A 19,656-nucleotide genomic window follows, 5' to 3' on the forward strand; every position below is an offset into this window, starting at 1 on the left:
TTAATGGTTTCCCGCCGATACAATACGGTTCCAGGAAGGGGATACCACCGCTTTTCCTTCCGTTTCCCTTCCGTAATAAGGGAGCGGTTCCTCTTCCAGCTCCTCCAGGGTGTCGTACCGGCCTTGTGCATAGCCTTCCAGCCTTTCACAGGCAAACAGCATCCTCTGCTTCAGGCCTCCCAGCTGCTGCTGTAAAATATCCAGCCCGAAGATTTTATTTTCCCGGCACCACTGCTCCTGCACATCGCTTATCACGGTTTCCAGTAGCGCCTGCAAGGTCCGTATCCGTCCGATGCACGCAAGAAGCGCTTCCCGCTTTCCTTCCCTGTAAGCGTTCCGGATTTCCACGCCGAGCATACATTTCCCCGCAAGAAGCCGGTCTATGGAGCCCTGTGTTTCAAACAGATATTTCCATTTATCCGGTGCGGCCTCTTTGTATTCGTCCATAAGACGGGCGCAGTCTTCCAGATAATCCCTCTGCGCTTCCTCCACATGGGCGTCAAACAGGCCCCCCAGAAGATCCTGGTACAGCAGATATCTGACCGGATTCACGCCGCAGCGTCCCGGAGGCGGGTTATCCGGCATGACGGCAGCGTCTCCCAGATGGAGGAACGCCTGATAAGACGCGCCGGTACAGGTGCGGAACCGGCGTTCCATATGGGAATCCGCACAGCAGTCCGCATAACACAGTTCGGCCCATTGTGCGAAAGCCGGAAGCACCGCATACAGCGGGCATTCGTCCCCGTTGTCCCCCCAGGCGGTAATCATCACCTGACTGATGCCGTTTTCCCTGCAGCTTTTGTGGGCAGGCAGAGCGACCGCCCTGCTGTACCAGGAATTCGGACAGGGGCCTTCCCATTTCCACGCGCCGCCTGCAAAAGCGATCCGATCCGTTATTTTCTTATGGCTGGCAAACATTTTATGGTACTTCTTTTCTTCCAGGGTATAATAATCCCAATAGATCAGCGTCACATCATCGGACAGGGTTTCCCCCACGCCAGGGTCGATGGCAAGCTCTTCCTCCGTATAATATTCCCCATGGGTCGCCAGACGGAAAAACATGTCGGACCACATCATAGGCCGGTAACCGAAGCTCTGTGCGATTTCAATGACCCGTCTGTAATGGCGGAGCATGATATCCATACGGTTTTCAAAGCCATGCCTGTCCAGATGCGCGCCCAAGCCCAGCATATGGGCTTCGTCCATACCGATGTTGATCCTGCGGCTTTTCAGGTTTCCGGCCATCTGCCTGAACATTTCCCGGATGAAATCATAGGTCGCTTCTTCGTCTGCCAGGAGGATATTGTCAATGTCCCTGATTTTGTCATATTCCTTCCAGCGCAGCATGCATTCCAGATGGGCCAGCGTCTGGATACAGGGAATCAGTTCGATTCCGTAAAGGGAAGCGTAATCATCCATTTCCCGGAATTCCTCCCTGCTGTATGCACCTCTCTGATAGCCGAAATAAGGCTGCCCTTCGATTTTATAGGTATCCTCCGTATAGAGCTGTATGGAGGAATAGCCCATCAGCGCCAGATATCTGGTGATATCCTTTACCGCAGCCGTGGTGAGCACCCCGTTCCGGGAGCAGTCCAGCATAACGCCCAGCTCTGTATAGGCCGGCTCCTCGGTACAGGAAAAGCAGTCCTGTGTTTCCAGCTTCTCACACAGCAGCCCCAGCTCCCGCCAGATCTGATGCCTGGCGGAATAAGCGATTACCGCCCCGGCCTTCTGCATATAACACCCCGGTTTCTCCGCTTTCTCCAGGCGGAGCGGGATCCCCTCCTCCGCCCTTTCCAGAGGAAGATCCGCCGCCAGTTCATCAAAGCAGCGGCAATCCTCACCGCTCCAGTTAACAAGCCTGAATTTCATATCCATTTCCTCCCCGCGTAAAGCGGAAGCACAAAGGCTTTGCATGATAGGCCCGGATACGCATTTTCCCTGCGCCTCTGCTTCCGGCCGGCGCCGTAATCCTTGCCTGTATCGTTTTGCTTTCCCCGCTTTCCAGGCAAAAGCTGTTATCCGAATAATACACATCCTCATCCAGGATTTCAATGGTCACATCCTGGGCAAAGGAATCCGTGCTTACGGTAATTTCGAAAATACCGTCTCCCCTTTCCTTCCATTCCGCCTTCAGTACCGCCGGAGGCATCTGCACCTGGTTCCATTCCCCCACTTCGGTGAGATGGAACAGGTTGGAAAGGTACTCTTTTCCTGCGGTGAACGACGCATGAAGGTAACAGGAATTTCCCTGTACAGCCGTCAGGCGCTCCGCCGGAACGGAGTAAAGCAGGGAAGCATTATCCTTTTCCAGGACACATGTAACGGTATCGCTCCACACCGTTTCCCCTCCGTAGGTTTTCAGGGAAACACAAAGGCTGCCTTCCGGGGCGTCATCCGTTTCATTACAGCCGTACACGGCCAGATTCCCTTCCATATCCTCCCGGAATGCCAGTATCTTGTCCTCATAGGCCCTTCTTGCATAATAATAGGCAAGCTTGGGAAGGCGGAAGAAATCGATACAGGACATCAGGGACGGAAACAGCATATTTTCCCGGTTGGGCGCCACCGGATCATTGAACTTCCAGTACAGGGTACCGCCGCAGTGCCATTTCAGGGAACGCAGATACTCAATCCAGTATTTCAGCCCCTGGGCATGGGTGAACTGGGAATAGTAGATAATCTCCGATACATCCCCTTTTTCCCCCACCTCGCGCAGCCAGTCCAGCTGGGCCAGCCAGGGATTGCGCACCAGATCCACCGGTTCCCTGCGGAAATTGAACCGGTAATAGGAAGATTCCCAGGGAAGGCTGCTGAATCCGTATTCGCTCATAAAACGAGGTTTTAATTCTCTTATTTTCTTATAATAATAGTCATCGTTTTTCAGGAAACGGGTGAGGTAGAGATGCATATCCCCCTGTTTGTCGGAATTGGGATCCTCTCCGCCCTCCTCCTGTGCAAAAGGGCTGCAGGGGGAGCTGACCAGGAAGGGCCTGGAAGAATCGTTTTCCTCCACCCCTTTCCTGACCGCAACCCGGTTCACCTTATTCTCCGGGAACTGCTCCAGCATATCATACCACCGGTACGCTTCATCCAGTTCATTATCCGCGGACCAGATCAGGATGCAGGTCCGGTTGGCGTTCTTTCTTACGATAACGCCGGTTTCTTCATAAACCTCCTGCAGGAACCCGGCGTCCTGGGGAAAAATCCCGCAGGCCAGCATCATATCCTGGAAGATCATAATCCCGTTTTCATCGCACAGGTCCAGAAAATGCTCCGACTCATAAATACCGCCGCCCCAGATACGCAGCATGGACAGGTTGGAATCCACCACTCTGCCGATGTAATAATCGTATTCTTCTTCCCGTATTTCCCCGTATACACTGTTAAGCGGCACCCAATTGGCCCCGCGGATAAAAAGCTTCTTTCCGTTAACACAGAAGAGAAAGCTTCTCCCGCCCTCGTCCTTTTCCTGAATCAGCTCCACCGTACGTATGCCGAACCGGAAGCTCTTTTCATCCAGCACACCCTCCTGTCCCTTCAGGCTGATGCGCACGTCATACAGGAACGGTTCCCCATAGGGCCTGGGCCACCACAGCCTGGGGCTGTCCAGGGAAAAGGAAAAGGCTTCCGCCTCCTTACGGGATAGCTCTCTGGCAAAAACCGTCTCGCCTCCGGCGCCGATTTCCACCAGAACGGTATACTCCTGTTCCCCTTCCCCATAGTCCAGGACACGGCACCGCAGGCTCATCTGCGCCCTGTCCTCTTCCAGCGTTTCCGTAACCAGCTGCGTCTCATGAAGGACGGCATGATCCCGGCTTTTCAGCAGTACCGGCTTCCAAATCCCGGTAGTGAGGCAATGGCCGCAGAAATCCCATCCCCAGTTCATCTGGGACTTACGAAGCAGCATTCTGGTGGTGTCGTCCTCCGGATAGATGCCTTCCCTGGACATTTCCGCGGTATAACCCAGAGGGGATATCACCTGGATCACCAGACAGTTTTCCTCCCCATAGCGGAGCAAATCCGTCACATCAAAGGCATATTCCAGATACATATTCCTGCACAGCCCTAAACAGATGCCGTTAAGCCAGATTCGGGCTATCGTATCGATCCCTTCAAAACAAAGCGTATTCTCCTTGTTTTCCAGATCCTTATCTATATAAAATGACCGGTAATACACCCAGTCCTTTTCTTCAATCCATCTTTCTTTATCCAGATCCTTGCCGTAATAATAGCCGTCAATATAACCATACCTTTTCAGGACTGTCCTGACATCCTCCGGCACCCTGGTATCCATCCAGTCATCAGGGTAAAATGCAGGACTCGTAATTTCATCGATAGAAAAGGAATGATAATCGTAAATTTTAAGTTTATAGTTTCCCTCTAACCCGGTAACTTTCATAGTGTCTCTCCCTATCCGCCCCGGCGGATCTCTCCCGTATGTTATGCCGAATAACCAGGCCGGGCAGCCCCGGCCTGGAAATACTTGCATTCTGCCGCAATAATTCTGTCTTACTCCTGTCGTCCGCCTGCAGCGGGACGCTCACCGGAACGGCTTACTTTCCAAGATATTCGTTAACCTGTCTCTGGTATTCTTCCACAACCTTGTCGATTCCTGCCGCTTTCATCCTGGACAGGGCCGCTTCATAGCCTTCCTCATAGGATACCAGGCCCAGCTTGATGGGATAAATGCTCTGCACCACTTCTGCCTGGCAGTTCGCATACTCGTCGGCCACGTTGGTGGGATCAAAGGTGAAGTTCAGCACGATGCTGTTTTCCGCATCCGGTTTTTCCTCGCCCATGATTTCAATGAACTTGTCATAGGTTCCCTTCTGGTATCTTTCATATTCCATATTGCCGATCATCCAGTCCGCATTGAACTCAAAGGCGGGATCGATCTTGCTGTATGATTTTTCCCCTTCGTCCGTCCAGGTAAGGCCTTCCACACCGTATACCATCAGGTCGTAATTTTCCTGGGAGGAATATACCCAGTCCATAAATTTAACTGCTTCTTCCGGGTGTTCGGAGGTAGCGGAAACCGCCGTGTCATTCCGGAAGGAGTTAGGACGGAACTGCTTTGCATCCTGGTTCAGATAAATGGAATCCAGTTCAACGCCCGGGATCCTTTCCTTCCATACTTCTTCCGTGTCCCAAAGCTGGCACTGATCAACCCAGATGAAATCACCGGTCAGCATGGTGTTCCAGCTTGACCAGCCGGAAGAAAGCACGTCCTCAGGAACATAGCCGCCTTCATAAAGCTTTCTGAAAAACTGGGCACACTGCTTGAACTCATCGGTTTCCATCCAGTTCTTTACGTTGCCTTCCTGGTCGATAAAAATCAAATCCTTCTGTACGGTAAAGGGATAGGTATCCAGTGTGCGGAACAGATAGGTAAAAGGCTCTTTAAACATGGGGATTACCACCGGCTTATTCTCGCCGTCCCAGTTTTCCGTGAATACCTCGCACATATGCAGCAGATCATCCATGGTCTGCGGATCCTCCAGGCCGTATTCTTCCAGCTTTTCCCGTCTTATAGTTATACAGTTGTTCTGATCCGCGGTTTCACACCAGTTGGCGGGAATCGTATAAATGTCCCCGTTCATGGTTGCGGATTCCCACATATAATCGGGAATCACCCGTTTCAGGTTTTCGCTTGCATTCACATATTCCGTTATCGGAACGATCCCTTCATTGGCGATAAATGAGGTGAAGGGCTTCTGATCCTCCATAATGCACAGCAGATCAAACTCTTCGCCGGAGGACAGCATCATATTCAGCTTGTCCTGGAACACATCGGAAGGAATATACATGATATTCAGCTCCAGGCCCGTTCCGTCCGCATCCAGCTTGTCGTTGATGGCCTGCACAAGCTCCGCATTATGATCCACCTCCGTACCGGGACGCAGATAGGTGATCACTGTTTTCTCTCCCGAGGCTTCCGGTTTGGCGCTCTCCGCTTCCCCGGTGCCTTCTGCCGCCGTACTCTCTCCCGCGGCGCTCTCTGCCGCTGCCGGCGCCTCTGACGCCGTTTCCTTTGCCGTGTTTCCACAGCCTGCAAGCAATGTGAAAGACATGCATGCACATAAAACCAACGCTAATACTCTCTTCATAAGTACCTCCTTATGTCTTTTGACATTTCTGCGGCCGCTGCCGCTTTTTCCTTTTGGAACCGTCCGGTCAGTTCTGAACGGCTCCTTTTTTTCCGCTTTCCGCGGAAGGTTGTTTTGTGCGTTTGCTTTTCCCCGGGCATGTTTACATACGCCCTATCCCTTAACACCTCCTATAACCAGACCTTTCACTATGTATTTTTGTAAAAACGGATATAACAGGATAATCGGGCCGATGGTGACCACCGCGGTAGCCATCTGCAGGGACTCCGTCGGGGTAAAGCCGCCTCCGGCAACCCCGGCGCTCTGCAGGTTCCTCATAAAATTCAAATCCGATTTGAGCTTCATCAGATAGTACTGGATCGGATAATACTTGGCGTCGGATACCAGCATGATGGAGTTCCACCAGTCGTTCCAGTAAGCGATTCCGTAAAACAGGCCCACCGTAGCCAGAATCGGTTTGCACAGGGGAAAATAAATCGTAAAGGCCACCTGTCCGTCATTGGCCCCGTCCAGCTTCGCGGATTCCATCAGGGACGTTGGTATCTCACTCATATAGTTACGTACCAGAAAGAGGTTAAAAGGCGTAAATATCAGATTAGGGATCAAAAGAGCCAGATAATTTTCGGAAAGCCCTATTTTTTTGCAAATCATATACCAGGGTACCATACCTCCGTTGAACACCATGGTCACAAAGAAAAACATGGCGATCCCGTTCCTGTATTTCACGGAAGGGTTGGCCAGGGAATAGGAGGCCATCGCCGTAATCATCACCGCCAGTACCGTACCAACCGCGGTAACAAAAATGGAATTCCCGTAGCACCTTAATACCTCCGCCCCATTCTCAAACAGCATGGCATAAGCCTCCAGGGTCACCTCCTGGGGGAAAAAGGAATAGCCGTTTCTTACAATCGCGGATTCCTTGGTAAACGAAACAATGAAGATAAGCAGCAGCGGAAGGACACAGAAGGCCGCCGTCAGCGAGGTGCACAGATAAATCAGGGTCTTTCCCCATGAGAATTTCTTTTTTTTCATCAGAACAACGCTCCTTCCGTAAATTTCTTCTTAGCCAGAAAATTGGAACCCCATACACAGATAAATCCCATAACTGCCTGGAAAAGGCTGATCGCCATGGCCTGGGACGGATTCCCCGTTGTCCGCAGGGTACGGAATACATAGGTATCGATAACATCCGTCTTATGGTAAAGCACCCCGTTATCCCCTACCAGGGCGTAAATCATACCGAAATCCCCATAGAACACCTTTCCCACGGAAATGATCCCCAGCATAATCACGGTAGGCATCAGCATGGGAATGGTGATTCTCCTGCACATCTGCCACCGGCTTGCGCCGTCCACCGCCGCCGCATCATAAAGTTCTTCATCAAAACCGGTGATGGTCGCCAGATAGATAACCATATTCATCCCCAAATCCTTCCACACCTTCAGGATAACCAGAATGATTGTCCAATACTTCGGTTCGTTATAAAAGTTGATCGGCTTCCCACCGAAGAACGTGAGGATATGGTTCAGCAGGCCATATTTGCTTCCGATAATTCCGTAAAGGATGTAATTCACAATAATCCAGGAAAGGAAATAGGGAAGCAGGTACGTGGACTGGGCCACTTTTTTAAAATATTTATTCCGGATCTCATTTATCATAATCGCCAGGGTCACCGCCGCCGTTATGGTAAACAGCAGAAACAGCAGATTCAGCTTCACCGTGTTCCCGATTATCAGTCCCGCGTCCTGGGATTTAAAGAAAAACTCGAAATTCTTAAGCCCCACCCATTTGCTTCCGAAAATCCCTTTTTTAAAACTGAATTTTTCAAAGGCAATCACCATATAGGGAATCGTAAAGTAACCAAAAATTAATGTATACAGCGCCGCCGGGATCAGCATCGCATACGATACCTTGTTCTTCCGTACGTCCGTAATGATATTGTATTTTTTCTTTTTCTCTTTTGCCATATCCTCTCTCCCTTATGCAATTCACAATATACCGTAGCTGTCATAACATACCATTCATACCATATATCCTTTTTATAAATCCTGACTGAAACAGTAACAAATCAGGTATATTTTTAGACATAATTGCGTTCCCCCTTTAATATCCGATACATACTCTTATTTATTATGTAAATAAAATAACATTTACCTTGTGCATTTTCAAGACATATACCAAATAAATCTTATTTTATACTCAATATACCATTTAACCCATTTTCATTCCGCCCCGGTCACAATCATCCTCCCCGGGACATAAAAAAAGCGCCTGCACTGTAAATGCAGACGCCGTTCTTTCTTTTGTTATGGGCTTCCTTTTGTTAGTAACCTCTTTTGTTAGTAACCTCTTTTGTTAGTAACCTCTTTTGTTATTAACTTATTCCGTTACAGAGAACTGATCCTTGCCCACGCCGCACAGAGGGCATACCCAATCGTCCCCGATAGCTTCAAATGCGGTTCCGGGTGCGATTCCGTTATCCGGATCTCCCAGCTCGGGATCATAAATATAACCGCAAACATCACAAACATACTTACTCATTCTACTCACCTGTTCCTTTCTCAGTTATAATATTTTAACCACAATATGTAGTATTATAACAAAAAGAAATATATATTACAATCCATCCGTAAAATTCACGGCTTTATTTTCAGCTTTATTTGAAACAAACTCCATCCGATTCTTTCTCCATACCGCCAGCCCCGTCCTCTTCTTTTCTGTTACGGATCTGTCTTAGATAATCCAATGCCACCGTACGGGATTCCCCAATTATGCCTGTTTTGGTTTCTATCCTTTTTTTATGTAAAAGCTCTTCCGTCTGGCTGCCCAGGCTGCCGCAGAGTACCACATTCACTTTCTGGCTTTCCAGATATGCCGGTATTTCTGCCGGACGGAATCCGGGGTTCGAGATTTCTGATTCTTTTGTTATTTTTCCGCTGTAAACCGTAAAAATACAAAATTTTTCGCACAGGGCAAAATGCCTGGCTACATGGTTTCCGGTGCTTGCAACGGCAATCTTCATCTTTTGTGCCTCCTATCTCTCCATCGATTCATCAAGTCGGTACTACGCCAAATCATCCAGCGTACAATCCAGTATTTCAGCTATTTCTTTGCCAAGCTGTATGGACGCCGCCTTGGTGCCTCTTTCAATCTGTGATAAATAGGACTGCCCTACCCCGATAGCGCTGGCCAGCTCCATCTGACTCAGCCCCTTTTCTTCCCGTCTTTTCTTGATATTTTCTCCAACAGACATAATTTTCCCTTCTTTCCCGTTTATTACTGTGGTAATATGTTTATATATTACCACAATAACAGTATATCCCACAAATGATGGATTGTAAATATTTGGTATCTCATTTGTTGGATTAAAGTTACAAATCAGACAGGAAATGCTGAACACAGGCTGAATTGTAACCATTACTTATATACAATAAAGGAGTTTCCTATGTACGAGTCTGCAAAAGTAGCCGAACGTATTAATAAGATTTTAAAGGAAAAAAATTTGCAGCAAAAGGATATGTTGGCAAGCAGCGGGTTGAGCAAAAATACGATTTCCTCCATGCTCTCACGTGGTTCCATGGTAAAGGCCGACAATCTTGCGAAAATCGCCGATTCTCTTTCCTGTTCTGTTGATTATCTACTTGGTCGCACCGAAAATCCGGAAATTAACCATACAATAAAAACAGCTGCGGATACCAAGGAAGTCCTGCGGAATATTCCTGTCATTGGTTCCGTTTCGAAATTTCCGGTCTCCTGTGCAGACGATGCGGTTCCCGGTTTCGTTTCGTCTTACAACAGATTGGTAGCATATGTGTTATTTGCAGATGATGGCAGTATGGAACCAGTCATAAAAAACCAGGAGTTCCTGGAAATTATCCCTCATACGGATTTGGATTCCGGCGAAATTGGTATATTTATGGCAGACGGGAAAACCGTCTGCCGCATGATAAAGCTGTATGTAAACAGGATCGAGCTCATTCCTTTTAATCCGGATTATTCTTCCTATCTGATTGCCAGGGACGCCACAGCCGATCTTAGGGTTGTGGGAAAGGTATCTCTTAACGCCATCCAATATGTGCGCCTGAAATCTTCCCCTTTTTTTCATAAATAATTAGTAAATTCTTTCGTTTTACTTCACAGAAACTTCAATCGTATAACACAAAAAGGTCACAATTATAAGGTATCCTATAATCACAGAAAGCCAATAACGCTTTTTCAATATAGATACTCTTTTTCATAACTCAAGCCAGTACCCCTAGGGTACTGGCTTCCTCCCTTTTTATAGCTGTTTTCTATTTTCTCCTGGCCGCCGTTTCCATCGGCAGTCCCGTATCATAATCCAGCTGCCTGGGTTCATACTCTTCATTTTCCCTCTGTCTGGTCATATGGCGGCTGTCCCAGTCACGTTCCATTCTGTGCCAGGGCCGATCCTCCCAATGATAGGAACGGAATGGATCCCTGGTCCGGTACATCTGGTCAATCAGCGCTTCATGTAACCGGTCACGGATACCGCTCACGCCTTCTTCCTGAATCAGATTTACCATTTCATCCGGATCCTCCTGCAGATCATACATCTCATCCGTATCCAGCAGATTGACTATCAGCTTATATCTGCCGTCAAATATACAGCGCATAGGCTGAAAGGAACCAAACCCGTCGTGATCCACCTCATACCTGCCGTATTCCACAAAAATGTGGTCATTCACACGCACGCTGCCGTCCTTCAGCTCGGGATACAGGCTCTTCCCTTCAAATGCCTTCGGGACGTCAATGCCCATCATCTCGAAAACAGCGGGTGCCAGATTGATATGGGATACCGGGTTCTCGTCCACCCTGCTGCCAAAACCTTTGATCAGGAGCGGGATACGGGCATTCTCTTCATAAGGTGCCGGGCCTTTTCCGATCAGGGAATGGGAAAACAGCATATCCCCATGATCCGAGGTATAGATAATGACTGCGTCCGGCGCATAGGTTTCCGCTGCCTCCAGCACCCTTCCGATCTCATAGTCCACATAGGAATTGCACCCGAAAAATTCCTTATGGGATGCCCGGAATTGCGGATCCTGTGTCAAATGGCGGAAGGGCTTTGCCCACAGCCTCTGGAATTCCGGCTTGTCCGCAAGCGTATCGTCAAAATTCTTCGGCCGCGGCAGCTTATAATCCGCATACATGTCCACGTACTTCTTCGGGCAAAGGAAGGGGCCGTGAGGCTCATCAAAGGATGCCACGCAGAAGAAATCCTCATCGTTGTAGTTTTTCAGGAAGTCAATCGCCCTGTCCGCCACCCGGTGGCCGAAGGTGAATTCCTCTTTGATATCATATTTTTCAATACTGTCGGTCCTTCTGGACAACAATCGTTCCTCCGGGGTCAGCTCCTCCAGGTAATTTCTCATATCATACCAGTAATTTGTGTCCCAGCCCTCCGGGCACCTGCCCAGTCCGAAATAGTCGCCCCCGTCCAGATGCCATTTGCCGATATAAGCCGTATGTATCCCGTGATCGGACAAGCGCTTTCCTATGCTCTGCACATTTCCCGATACCCCCATGGAATTGGACCAGGATGCACAGGAATGGGGATAGCACCCCAAAAAGATACCCGCCCTGGCCGGCTGGCACAGGGGCTGGGTGGTATACGCTTTATCAAAGCGGATCCCTTCTGCCGCCAGCCTGTCCAGATTCGGCGTATGCATATCCGGATTCCCGTAGCAGCCCACCATGTCTGCCCTCTGGGAATCGGTCATCAGAAATAAAACCTTTCTTCTGCTCATTATTTTCCTCCCTGATTTTTCATTGTAATCGTTCGTTTCCTGTATCCATAGTATCACAACCCTTCGTCCGGGGGCAAGCAGGCCTGCCTTTCTTACGGTTCGGGCAGCAGATGGGCAGACCGGCCTGACCGGTTACGTAAATACGGTACAGCGCCTCTTCCCCTTCTGTTTGGAACGGTACAGAGCCTGATCCGCCTGCCGGTACAGAAGTTCAAAGGAACAGCCGCAGGGTGCATCCGCTATCCCTATGCTGCAGGATACCGGAAAAGAGGTCTGCTCCGGCGTCCGGATCTGCCCGAGCCGCTCCATCAGCTCCGCCGCTTCCTTCTTCTCCAGCTCCTTTGCGCTTCTCCCGGTAACAAATACCCCGAACTCATCACCTCCCAGCCTTCCGCAGACACCGTTCTCCCCAAACACGTCTTTTATAATGTCCGCCACAGCCACTAAAATGTGATCCCCGAACGGATGCCCCCAGGTATCGTTGATGGCCTTGAAATTGTCGATATCCAGCATGAAAAAGGCCCCTTGTCCCTTCTCCTGCCCCTCCTGCAGTTTTTCCACACATGCGACAAATGCCGCCTTTTTATAAAAGGAAGTCATATCGTCGCGTTCCGCCCTGCTGCGCATCTCCATTTCCCGGCGTTTCTGCTTATCAATATCCTTTACATACATAATTCCTTTCGAATCGCCGGTCACACCGTCTGTAATCAGCCGGATTACCGTCACCGCCCAGAAAGCTTTGCCATCGGGACGCTGCAGCCGGTATTCGCAGCTGATTTCCTTTTCGTTTTTGCGGATGGCTTCCCTGATATTTTCCAGGGAAAGCCTGTTCAAAAAAGCGGGGCAGTCTTTGTCAATGACATAGTTATAAATATTATCCTGAACAAATTTCTCAAAAGGAGTACCCGGCTCCACATAGGCACACAGTTCTTCATTCACCTGGCACTTCTCAAAACAGTTTTTCGTAAAATTGATAATATAAAATGCAATCGTATCCGCAAGCACCGCTTTCTGGAACTGTTCTTCCGCCAGAAAGGCCTTTTCACCGATTTCCTCCCGCAGGCTGCACAGCAGCTTTTCCGCTATCTTTAACGGATATGCCTCCATATTTTCTTCCGTTGCGATAGGTGCCGATGCATGAAGCCCGCATATTTTCCATTCTCCGTCTTCCTTGATGAATACGAGGGTCTGCAAAAGCCTGCTCGTCATAACACTGCCGTTTTCTTCCCTCCGGATACTGATCGCACCGCAGGCATTGGCAAACCGGCCCTGATGTACCAGCACCTCCATGTTGTCATAGTCCAGGGAATAAACAGCGATATCCGCCTCCCGCAGACCTTTCTCAAAAATTTCCCGTATCTGATCCCTGGAATTGACAAATCCCTGTTCCCCTATTCCTATCCCGATTACGCTGCCGGCCACACACCGAAGAACCTTCCCTATATCCTTTGATACCAGCCCGCCGTCTTCAAAATCCCGGAATACCTGCGCGATCTGTTCTTCGTCTGTCATCCATATCCCTCCGCCCTTAAACTGTTACTTTTTATTTTACCTTTTTCATATGGAATTAGCAAGCTATCGCCCAAATATTCAACAAGAAAAGGCCGCCCGCTAACGGCCGCCTTTTCTCATATTCTATCTCATGTATCGTTATCATTCCTGATGAAAATTTTCACGGGCCGGATGTAAATACCGTCTTCCTGCAGAAAACATTCCGCTTCCCTGCCGAATCCATCACTTAATATCATACACACTGCGCAGCGAAAGTTTATCCGCCTTCCCTTCCAGAATCTGAATCTGCCGCACGCCGGCATTCATATCAAAAAAGTTATCGGACAGCACCAGATCATCCGCTTCATTCCGTATTTCCACGCTTTTCGCATAAGCCTGCGCCTTAACGGTAATCACGTCCCGATCCACCTCGCAGGTAAGCCCGGGATCCTGGTAAGCGAAATATTTGGGATAGGAGAAATTAACCGTGCCTTCCGAGAGGATCACGCCGTCCATTTCCATTTCATAACTCACATAATTGGTGCGCAGATCCGCTTCCGGGAAAAGGATCTTATCCAGCCAGACGCTGGTAAGTGCGGGGACGGATAGGCTTTCCTCGCCGCTTCTGCAGATTTTTGCTGCGGGTGTGCGTAAGGCCCACCGCACCGTAACCAACGCCTCATGCATGGTTTCATTGGCTACGTTGAGACGGATGGATTTCTCAAATGCAAAATGCTCCCGGTTCATGTTAGCTTCCGCGCTCATCATCCCCTGTTCTTCACAGGACAGCAGGATGGGCGCAAAGAAACGCTTCGCATAATAATGCAGTGCCTTGAGCCTGCCGGTATAGTCCACGCTGGACCAGGAAACCACGGGCCAGCAGTCGTTCAGCTGCCAGTATATGGCCCCCATACAGCGTCCCCGGTTGCGCCGGAAGTGCTCTACGCCGTAACGGATGGCATCCGCCTGCAGCAGCTGGGAAGCATAAATAAAGGTATCAAAACCGGATGGGTATTTGTAGGTCTGCTGCATATACCCCATAATTTTCCCATTGGCACTGTACTGGCGCTGATGCTTCTCACAAATATACGAGAACGCATTATAATCCTCCGGATCATCCGTAAAGGTTTCCATAGTCTTGACGGACGGGAATGCCTGGAAACCGAATTCGGAGGCGTACCGGAAAAAATACTTCCTGTATTCGGAAAACGGCTTGTTGCCGTGCCAGACCGCCCAATAATGCACGTCGCCCCGATCCGGATCGTTCGGCTCGTCCAGGCAGCCGCCCGAGGACGGGCTGGCCGGCCAGTAAAAGGCCTGGGGATCATAGGTATGCACAATCTCCGGGATAATCCGCTCAAACATCAGGAAATAATCCCGCACCTCACTGGCCTTGGTGAGCCAGCTGTTGCGTTCAAAAACAAACTGTTCCATTTCATTATTTCCGCACCAAAGCCCCATTGAGGCGTGATGGCGGATCCGTTTGACATTTTCGATAAATTCCTGGCGTATGTTGGCTTCAAAAGCCGGTGTCAGCTCGTATACCGCACAGGCAAACATGAAGTCCTGCCAGACCATAAGGCCCAGCTCATCACAGATATCATAAAACCAGTCGCTTGGATAATAGCCGCCGCCCCATACCCGGATGGCATTGAAATTGGCAAACCTGGCTTTCTCCAGCAGCTTCCTCGTGGTTTCAGGTGTCACTCTTCCCAGAAGATTGTCCTCCGGGATATAATCCGCTCCCATGGCGAACACCGCGACGCCGTTTACCTCATGGGCGAAGCTTTCTCCCCATTCGTCCTTTTCCCTGCGCATAGTCATGGTGCGCAGGCCGATTCGCTTCTCCCAGCTGTCTATTTCCCGGCCGTCGGAATACAGGCTCACCTTTACCGTATACAGATCCTGGGCGCCATAGCCGTTAGGCCACCACAGCTTCGGATTCTCTATTATGATTTCCCTGGGAGAATCCTCATAAACCGTTCTGGTCCCGTCGGGAGCGGTGATCGCAGCCGTGTAGCTCATATGCTGCCCGCAGCCTCCGAACACGCGGCCTCCCGTAACATCCATCCGCTTCGGCACTCCGTCCGTAATCCCTGCCGTTTCTTCCGTCACCTGCAGCTGAAGTCTCACCCGGCTGACGCAGCGGTTGCCGAGAGCGGCTATCGCCCTGTCGCTGTCCGCCTCCGGAACCCGTTCATGCTCCTGCAGGATCAGGACATTATCAATACGCCCCCTGTCTATCCCCAGCAGGGTCACCGGACGGAAAATACCGGCATCCGGCAGATGGGCACCCCAATCCCAGCCGAACATATAATGGGCCTTCCGGATATGGACAAATCCCTCCAGCGTATCGTCATTCCCCAGTGTGCGGCATTCCCGGAACGCCTCCCGGATATATTGATTGGGGGAGTGCAGCACCACCTTCAGTTCGTTTTCCGTAGGTTTTACCCGCTCTCTGCAGTCATATTCCCAGATCCGGTGCATACTGTACGCATTTCCTAAATGCTCCCCGTTCAGATAAACATCCGCAATGGTATCCAGACCGTCAAAGCGCAGAAGGATCCTGTCCTTTTCCCGAATCTCCTCCGGACAGTCAAACTGCATGGAATATTCGTAATCATATTCCATCAGCGCAAGAGCCTTGTCCTCGTTATCCTTCCAGAAAGGATCCTCCATCCTGCCCGCGGCAAGCAGATCGCCGTAGACACTGCCGGGCACGGCGGCAGGCAGCCACTCCATTTCTCCCAAACGCCGCATTTTCCAGCCCGTATGCAAGGTTTTTTCCGTCATCCTTTTCCCTCCTCTGCCCGCAGGTAATCCCCATACCAGACAATAAGCTCCTGGATACGGGAAAGCTCCGATTCCTTGCTCACCCTGCGGTATATTTCTTTGTAATGATACAGCCAGTTTTCCAGTTCCTCCGCCAGCTGCCAGGCATCCGGCTGCTGCTCATAGGAAAGGCCGTAATTCCTTGAGGTAACCACCTTCCCCAGCTCGTTAAACAGCCGTATGGCATCCACCGCCACCAGATAGGGCTTCACCAGTTTTGCTTTTCCGGCTTCCATATGCACAATACATCCGTAAAGCTTCCGGCTGATCTCTGAAAGCCTCCGGTTTTTCCCGTCCACATCCTCCATCTCCCCCAAATGCTCCGCGATGTAGGCCTTATGATCTTCCGTGAATTCCGGAACCTCTCCCAACTCCTTAAACCGTATGGCCGTTTCCCATGCAAAGGCGCTTTCCCCGGCAGCGGAGGCGGCAATACCCACAAACTGCTCTTTTTCATCCCCGAACTCCAGCCGGGAGATCTGCCTGTTGATTTCTTCAAAAGCAGGTATCTTCCCGTTCCAGGAAAAAGCCGCCCCGTATATCATGCCCACAATCCCCAATTCCGGATGGTTTACATGAAGGAAATCCCCCCAGTCCGTGTTAAGGACGCCGATGGAATGGTATTTGGCCGCATAGCTGCACATACGCCGGATATTTTCATAGGAATTTTCTATGAGATAAACGAACTGGTTCCAGCCGCAGGCACCCGGGCAGCTGTACTGCACCGCTCCGGCGTCCGAAAGCCACCTGGTCTCGTCCTCCCTCTGGTACTTCGCATACCCCCAGTTCAGACATATGGTTTCCTTCGGAAGCTCCTTAATCATCTCCGGGAAGCCGCAGATAATATCCCCCCAGAACATAGGCCGTCTGCCGTTCTCCACCAGGAATTCGCACAGCGCTTTCACAAAATCTATGTAAATCCGATCCACGCCCTTTTCCGCAGCCGCGGCTGCGCTCTTCCCTTTTCCCAGGTCAAAGGTTTCGTCCGCACAGATATTAAACTGTCTGGAGGTAAAAAGAGGCATGAACTCCTTTATTTTCCCCTTGATGAAAGAAAGGCTTTCCGGATCCGTCACATTGATGGTATGGTGGTGCATCCTCCCCCGCAGGGAAAAGGGCATCTCCTGTGCCCCTTCCAGTTCACACAGATGGGAATACCCCCTGGAACTAAGCACTTTATAAAGATGGCCGAAGCAGGAAAGGGAAGGCACCAGCTCAATCCCCCTTTCCGCGCAGTAATGATCCAGCTCCAGGATTTCAGCGGCCGTCAGGGGTGTATCATCCCGCCATATCTCACTGAAATCCCGGAAAAGAAAGGTATGTTCTATATACAGCTGCAGCTGGTTCATCTTATAATATGCCATCCGGTCGGCCATTTTTTTCAGGAAAGAAAGCTTCGGGACACGGCCTCTTGTAACATCATGGTAAAAGCCCCTGTTGGGGATGTCCGGCCTGTCCTCTATCACTGCAAAAGGCAGCACTGCCCCGCATTGCTCCACCATCTGCAGAAGCGTCTGGCAGCCATACCAGACACCCGCTTCTCCTCCGCAGATACGTACATTTCCTTCATCAACCGTCAAATGGTACTCTTCTCTTTCCATCTGCGGGCATTGCTCTAAAATCACATCGCCTCTCCGGCCTTCCCCTCTTGTCAAAGCCAGGCCAAAACCCAGCTTTTCCTCCAGCGCTTTCTGAACAAGCCCCGCCTGTCCCGTAAGCTTTTCCCCGCAGGAGGGATCCAATACCAGATAGCTGCGGTACGACAGGACAAACGACTTCTGCTCTTCCCCGGAATCCTTATATTCCACTTTCATGGGCTGTGGTATAAAATACATAATTTTTTCTCCTTTTATTCGAATCCTTTCTATGCTGCAACAGGCAGGCAAACCTGGACTGTTACCGTGCAGATCTGTCCAAATCGTTTGCATATTTTTCCAACAATAATGCAATTCCGTATTCCCTGGGTGTTCCCTGCAGCCTTTCCATATAGCTTTGCAAATTCCCCCTGCAGTGCTCCGGCCCGCCTTCCCGCATCACCGTCCACATAGGATCCACATCATATGCCGACGTTTTCATCATGGCATCATTCCAGTCCAGTATCAGCTTAGCCCCCTTCGCACACAGATCCGGGCGTTCCGGCGCCAGATTATGCAGCTCATGGGGATCCGCTTCCACGTCGAACAACATTTCATCCGGAAGCAGATGGTAGCCTCCGTGTATGGTGCGGATGTATACATAGTTGTCAAAACGCGCGCTTCTCTGGCACACATGGGCGCACTGGGTGAGTATCGCAAAGGACCTGGAGCAGTCTGTTCCCTCCCGGAGCGTGCCCGCAAAGGAAACACCGTCATAACGGTAGTTTCCGAACCGTTCCGTTCCCAGCAGCTCCTGTATGGTCGGCAGCAGATCCACGTTGTCATGGAAACCTCCCACATGCCTTCCGCCCTCCACACCGGGCCATTTCAGGATCATAGGGATACGGCACACCGGTTCATCCGCCATGCCATGCTCGCCGTAAACGCCGAATTCACCCAAATCCTCCCCGTGATCCGCAGTGATGATGATCGCCAGTTCTTCATCATAGAGACCTTTTTCCTTCAGGTAATCCAGAATCTTTCCGATATTCTCATCCGTATACCGCACACCATCGTCATACAGATCTATTACATGCTTTGCCTCCTCTTTCGTCTGCAGCCTCCCCGGATGCTTGGGCCATTGTTCAAAGGTATCGTCATTCCACATATTGATCTCGTTTGCCCCGTGAGGACCGATATGCAGCAGATGCTCTTCGAATATCTCCTCCGTAATCCAGTCGTCCGGCAGCGGCGTCCCCTGGAACCGGCTTTCATAATCCGCCGGCGTCCGGTATGGGGTATGGGGATCCCAGTAGTGTACATGCAGCATCCAGTTATCCCCGGAGCCGTTACGCTCCAGCCAGTCCAGCACATGAGGCGTCACCATCTCCGCCGATTCACCGCCCCGTTTCCCCACATTGAAGCACTCGTTAAAGCCCGCATTGAACCACCAGGCGGAATGACGCTCCGCAAAAGTGGAAAAGGATACGGTATGGAAGCCGGCCCTTCGAAACTGCATGAACAAGCCGTTTTCCGACATTTCATCCGTAAAGCTCCGGCTGCTGCCCTGCAGCCTCATATCCGCGGCAGTGCCGCCGTGTCCCACGATCCCGTTATGGATGCCGTACTGCCCTGATATCAGCGAAGCCCGTGAAGGCAGACAGGGCGCATTGGGACAATAATACCGGTCAAAACACACCCCCTCTGCCGCCACGCTGTCCATAACCGGCGTCGTATCCCTCCCATAACCGTAACACCCCATATGATCCGCCCGCAGGGTGTCGATGTCAAACATAATTACACGCATTTTTTCTCTCCTTTTCTTTTAGCTGTTACCGGTTCCCTGTGCGGCTGCCTTTGCCGCCCCGTCCTGTGCCCCTC

14 protein-coding genes are annotated in these 19,656 nt (G+C 50.5%); 1 reads left to right on the forward strand and 13 read right to left on the reverse strand.

The features are described from left to right. The 8 genes from DXA36_RS17865 to DXA36_RS33010 all read right to left on the reverse strand — a co-directional run bounded on the left by DXA36_RS17865 (nucleotide 1) and on the right by DXA36_RS33010 (nucleotide 9,363). Nucleotides 1-1,872: a beta-N-acetylhexosaminidase gene (locus DXA36_RS17865; RefSeq protein WP_182479139.1), complete on the reverse strand. Its 1,872-nt coding sequence runs from the start codon at nucleotides 1,870-1,872 to the stop codon at nucleotides 1-3. Continuing rightward, entirely contained in the window at nucleotides 1,853-4,402 is a 2,550-nt protein-coding gene (locus tag DXA36_RS17870; protein WP_182479140.1) for a beta-mannosidase, read from the reverse strand. The genes DXA36_RS17865 and DXA36_RS17870 overlap by 20 nt, the downstream gene beginning before the upstream one ends. 154 nt (nucleotides 4,403-4,556) lie before the next feature. Further along, nucleotides 4,557-6,110, reverse strand: coding sequence for an extracellular solute-binding protein (locus DXA36_RS17875; RefSeq protein ID WP_118680840.1), 1,554 nt, complete (start codon nucleotides 6,108-6,110; stop codon nucleotides 4,557-4,559). A gap of 153 nt (nucleotides 6,111-6,263) precedes the next feature. Continuing rightward, nucleotides 6,264-7,142, reverse strand: a complete 879-nt coding sequence (locus DXA36_RS17880; protein WP_118680841.1) for a carbohydrate ABC transporter permease — start codon at nucleotides 7,140-7,142, stop codon at nucleotides 6,264-6,266. Further along, complete coding sequence (locus DXA36_RS17885) at nucleotides 7,142-8,077, reverse strand: ABC transporter permease (protein WP_118680842.1); 936 nt, start codon at nucleotides 8,075-8,077, stop codon at nucleotides 7,142-7,144. Before DXA36_RS17885 ends, DXA36_RS17880 begins: the two co-directional genes overlap by 1 nt. Nucleotides 8,078-8,489: 412 nt before the next feature. After that, nucleotides 8,490-8,651, reverse strand: a complete 162-nt coding sequence (rd, locus tag DXA36_RS17890) for a rubredoxin (protein ID WP_118680843.1) — start codon at nucleotides 8,649-8,651, stop codon at nucleotides 8,490-8,492. A 115-nt stretch (nucleotides 8,652-8,766) separates the two neighbouring features. Next, nucleotides 8,767-9,132, reverse strand: coding sequence for a NifB/NifX family molybdenum-iron cluster-binding protein (locus DXA36_RS17895; protein WP_118680844.1), 366 nt, complete (start codon nucleotides 9,130-9,132; stop codon nucleotides 8,767-8,769). Nucleotides 9,133-9,174: 42 nt separating this feature from the next. Continuing rightward, a complete protein-coding gene (locus DXA36_RS33010) occupies nucleotides 9,175-9,363 on the reverse strand; it encodes a helix-turn-helix domain-containing protein (protein WP_182479141.1) in 189 nt (62 codons plus the stop codon). Nucleotides 9,364-9,555: 192 nt separating this feature from the next. On the opposite strand from DXA36_RS33010, the gene DXA36_RS17905 reads away from it, so the two are divergent. Continuing rightward, on the forward strand, nucleotides 9,556-10,221 hold the full coding sequence (locus tag DXA36_RS17905) for an XRE family transcriptional regulator (protein ID WP_118680846.1): 666 nt from the start codon (nucleotides 9,556-9,558) through the stop codon (nucleotides 10,219-10,221). Nucleotides 10,222-10,402: 181 nt separating this feature from the next. Here the strand turns inward: DXA36_RS17905 and DXA36_RS17910 are convergent, their stop codons facing one another. The 5 genes from DXA36_RS17910 to DXA36_RS17930 all read right to left on the reverse strand — a co-directional run bounded on the left by DXA36_RS17910 (nucleotide 10,403) and on the right by DXA36_RS17930 (nucleotide 19,582). Beyond that, entirely contained in the window at nucleotides 10,403-11,878 is a 1,476-nt protein-coding gene (locus DXA36_RS17910; RefSeq protein WP_118680847.1) for a sulfatase-like hydrolase/transferase, read from the reverse strand. Nucleotides 11,879-12,010: 132 nt separating this feature from the next. Next, on the reverse strand, nucleotides 12,011-13,390 hold the full coding sequence (locus DXA36_RS17915) for a diguanylate cyclase domain-containing protein (protein ID WP_118680848.1): 1,380 nt from the start codon (nucleotides 13,388-13,390) through the stop codon (nucleotides 12,011-12,013). 222 nt (nucleotides 13,391-13,612) lie between these two features. Continuing rightward, nucleotides 13,613-16,162 carry a beta-mannosidase gene (locus DXA36_RS17920; RefSeq protein ID WP_118680849.1) on the reverse strand — a complete coding sequence of 850 codons (2,550 nt, stop codon included), beginning with the start codon at nucleotides 16,160-16,162 and terminating at the stop codon, nucleotides 13,613-13,615. Further along, nucleotides 16,159-18,036, reverse strand: a complete 1,878-nt coding sequence (locus tag DXA36_RS17925) for a beta-N-acetylhexosaminidase (RefSeq protein ID WP_118680850.1) — start codon at nucleotides 18,034-18,036, stop codon at nucleotides 16,159-16,161. Before DXA36_RS17925 ends, DXA36_RS17920 begins: the two co-directional genes overlap by 4 nt. A 61-nt stretch (nucleotides 18,037-18,097) precedes the next feature. Then, entirely contained in the window at nucleotides 18,098-19,582 is a 1,485-nt protein-coding gene (locus DXA36_RS17930) for a sulfatase (protein ID WP_118680851.1), read from the reverse strand. Between the last annotated feature and the right edge of the window lie 74 nt (nucleotides 19,583-19,656).

It is taken from the genome of Eisenbergiella sp. OF01-20 (assembly GCF_003478085.1).
GTDB lineage: Bacteria > Bacillota > Clostridia > Lachnospirales > Lachnospiraceae > Eisenbergiella.

Excerpts from the sequence above, each read along its gene's own strand:
- DXA36_RS17865 (WP_182479139.1), bottom strand. The coding sequence starts at position 1,872 with ATGAAATTCAGGCTTGTTAACTGGAGCGGTGAGGATTGCCGCTGCTTT.
- DXA36_RS17870 (WP_182479140.1), bottom strand. The coding sequence starts at position 4,402 with ATGAAAGTTACCGGGTTAGAGGGAAACTATAAACTTAAAATTTACGAT.
- DXA36_RS17875 (WP_118680840.1), bottom strand. The coding sequence starts at position 6,110 with ATGAAGAGAGTATTAGCGTTGGTTTTATGTGCATGCATGTCTTTCACA.
- DXA36_RS17880 (WP_118680841.1), bottom strand. The coding sequence starts at position 7,142 with ATGAAAAAAAAGAAATTCTCATGGGGAAAGACCCTGATTTATCTGTGC.
- DXA36_RS17885 (WP_118680842.1), bottom strand. The coding sequence starts at position 8,077 with ATGGCAAAAGAGAAAAAGAAAAAATACAATATCATTACGGACGTACGG.
- rd (WP_118680843.1), bottom strand. The coding sequence starts at position 8,651 with ATGAGTAAGTATGTTTGTGATGTTTGCGGTTATATTTATGATCCCGAG.
- DXA36_RS17895 (WP_118680844.1), bottom strand. The coding sequence starts at position 9,132 with ATGAAGATTGCCGTTGCAAGCACCGGAAACCATGTAGCCAGGCATTTT.
- DXA36_RS33010 (WP_182479141.1), bottom strand. The coding sequence starts at position 9,363 with ATGTCTGTTGGAGAAAATATCAAGAAAAGACGGGAAGAAAAGGGGCTG.
- DXA36_RS17905 (WP_118680846.1), top strand. The coding sequence starts at position 9,556 with ATGTACGAGTCTGCAAAAGTAGCCGAACGTATTAATAAGATTTTAAAG.
- DXA36_RS17910 (WP_118680847.1), bottom strand. The coding sequence starts at position 11,878 with ATGAGCAGAAGAAAGGTTTTATTTCTGATGACCGATTCCCAGAGGGCA.
- DXA36_RS17915 (WP_118680848.1), bottom strand. The coding sequence starts at position 13,390 with ATGACAGACGAAGAACAGATCGCGCAGGTATTCCGGGATTTTGAAGAC.
- DXA36_RS17920 (WP_118680849.1), bottom strand. The coding sequence starts at position 16,162 with ATGACGGAAAAAACCTTGCATACGGGCTGGAAAATGCGGCGTTTGGGA.
- DXA36_RS17925 (WP_118680850.1), bottom strand. The coding sequence starts at position 18,036 with ATGTATTTTATACCACAGCCCATGAAAGTGGAATATAAGGATTCCGGG.
- DXA36_RS17930 (WP_118680851.1), bottom strand. The coding sequence starts at position 19,582 with ATGCGTGTAATTATGTTTGACATCGACACCCTGCGGGCGGATCATATG.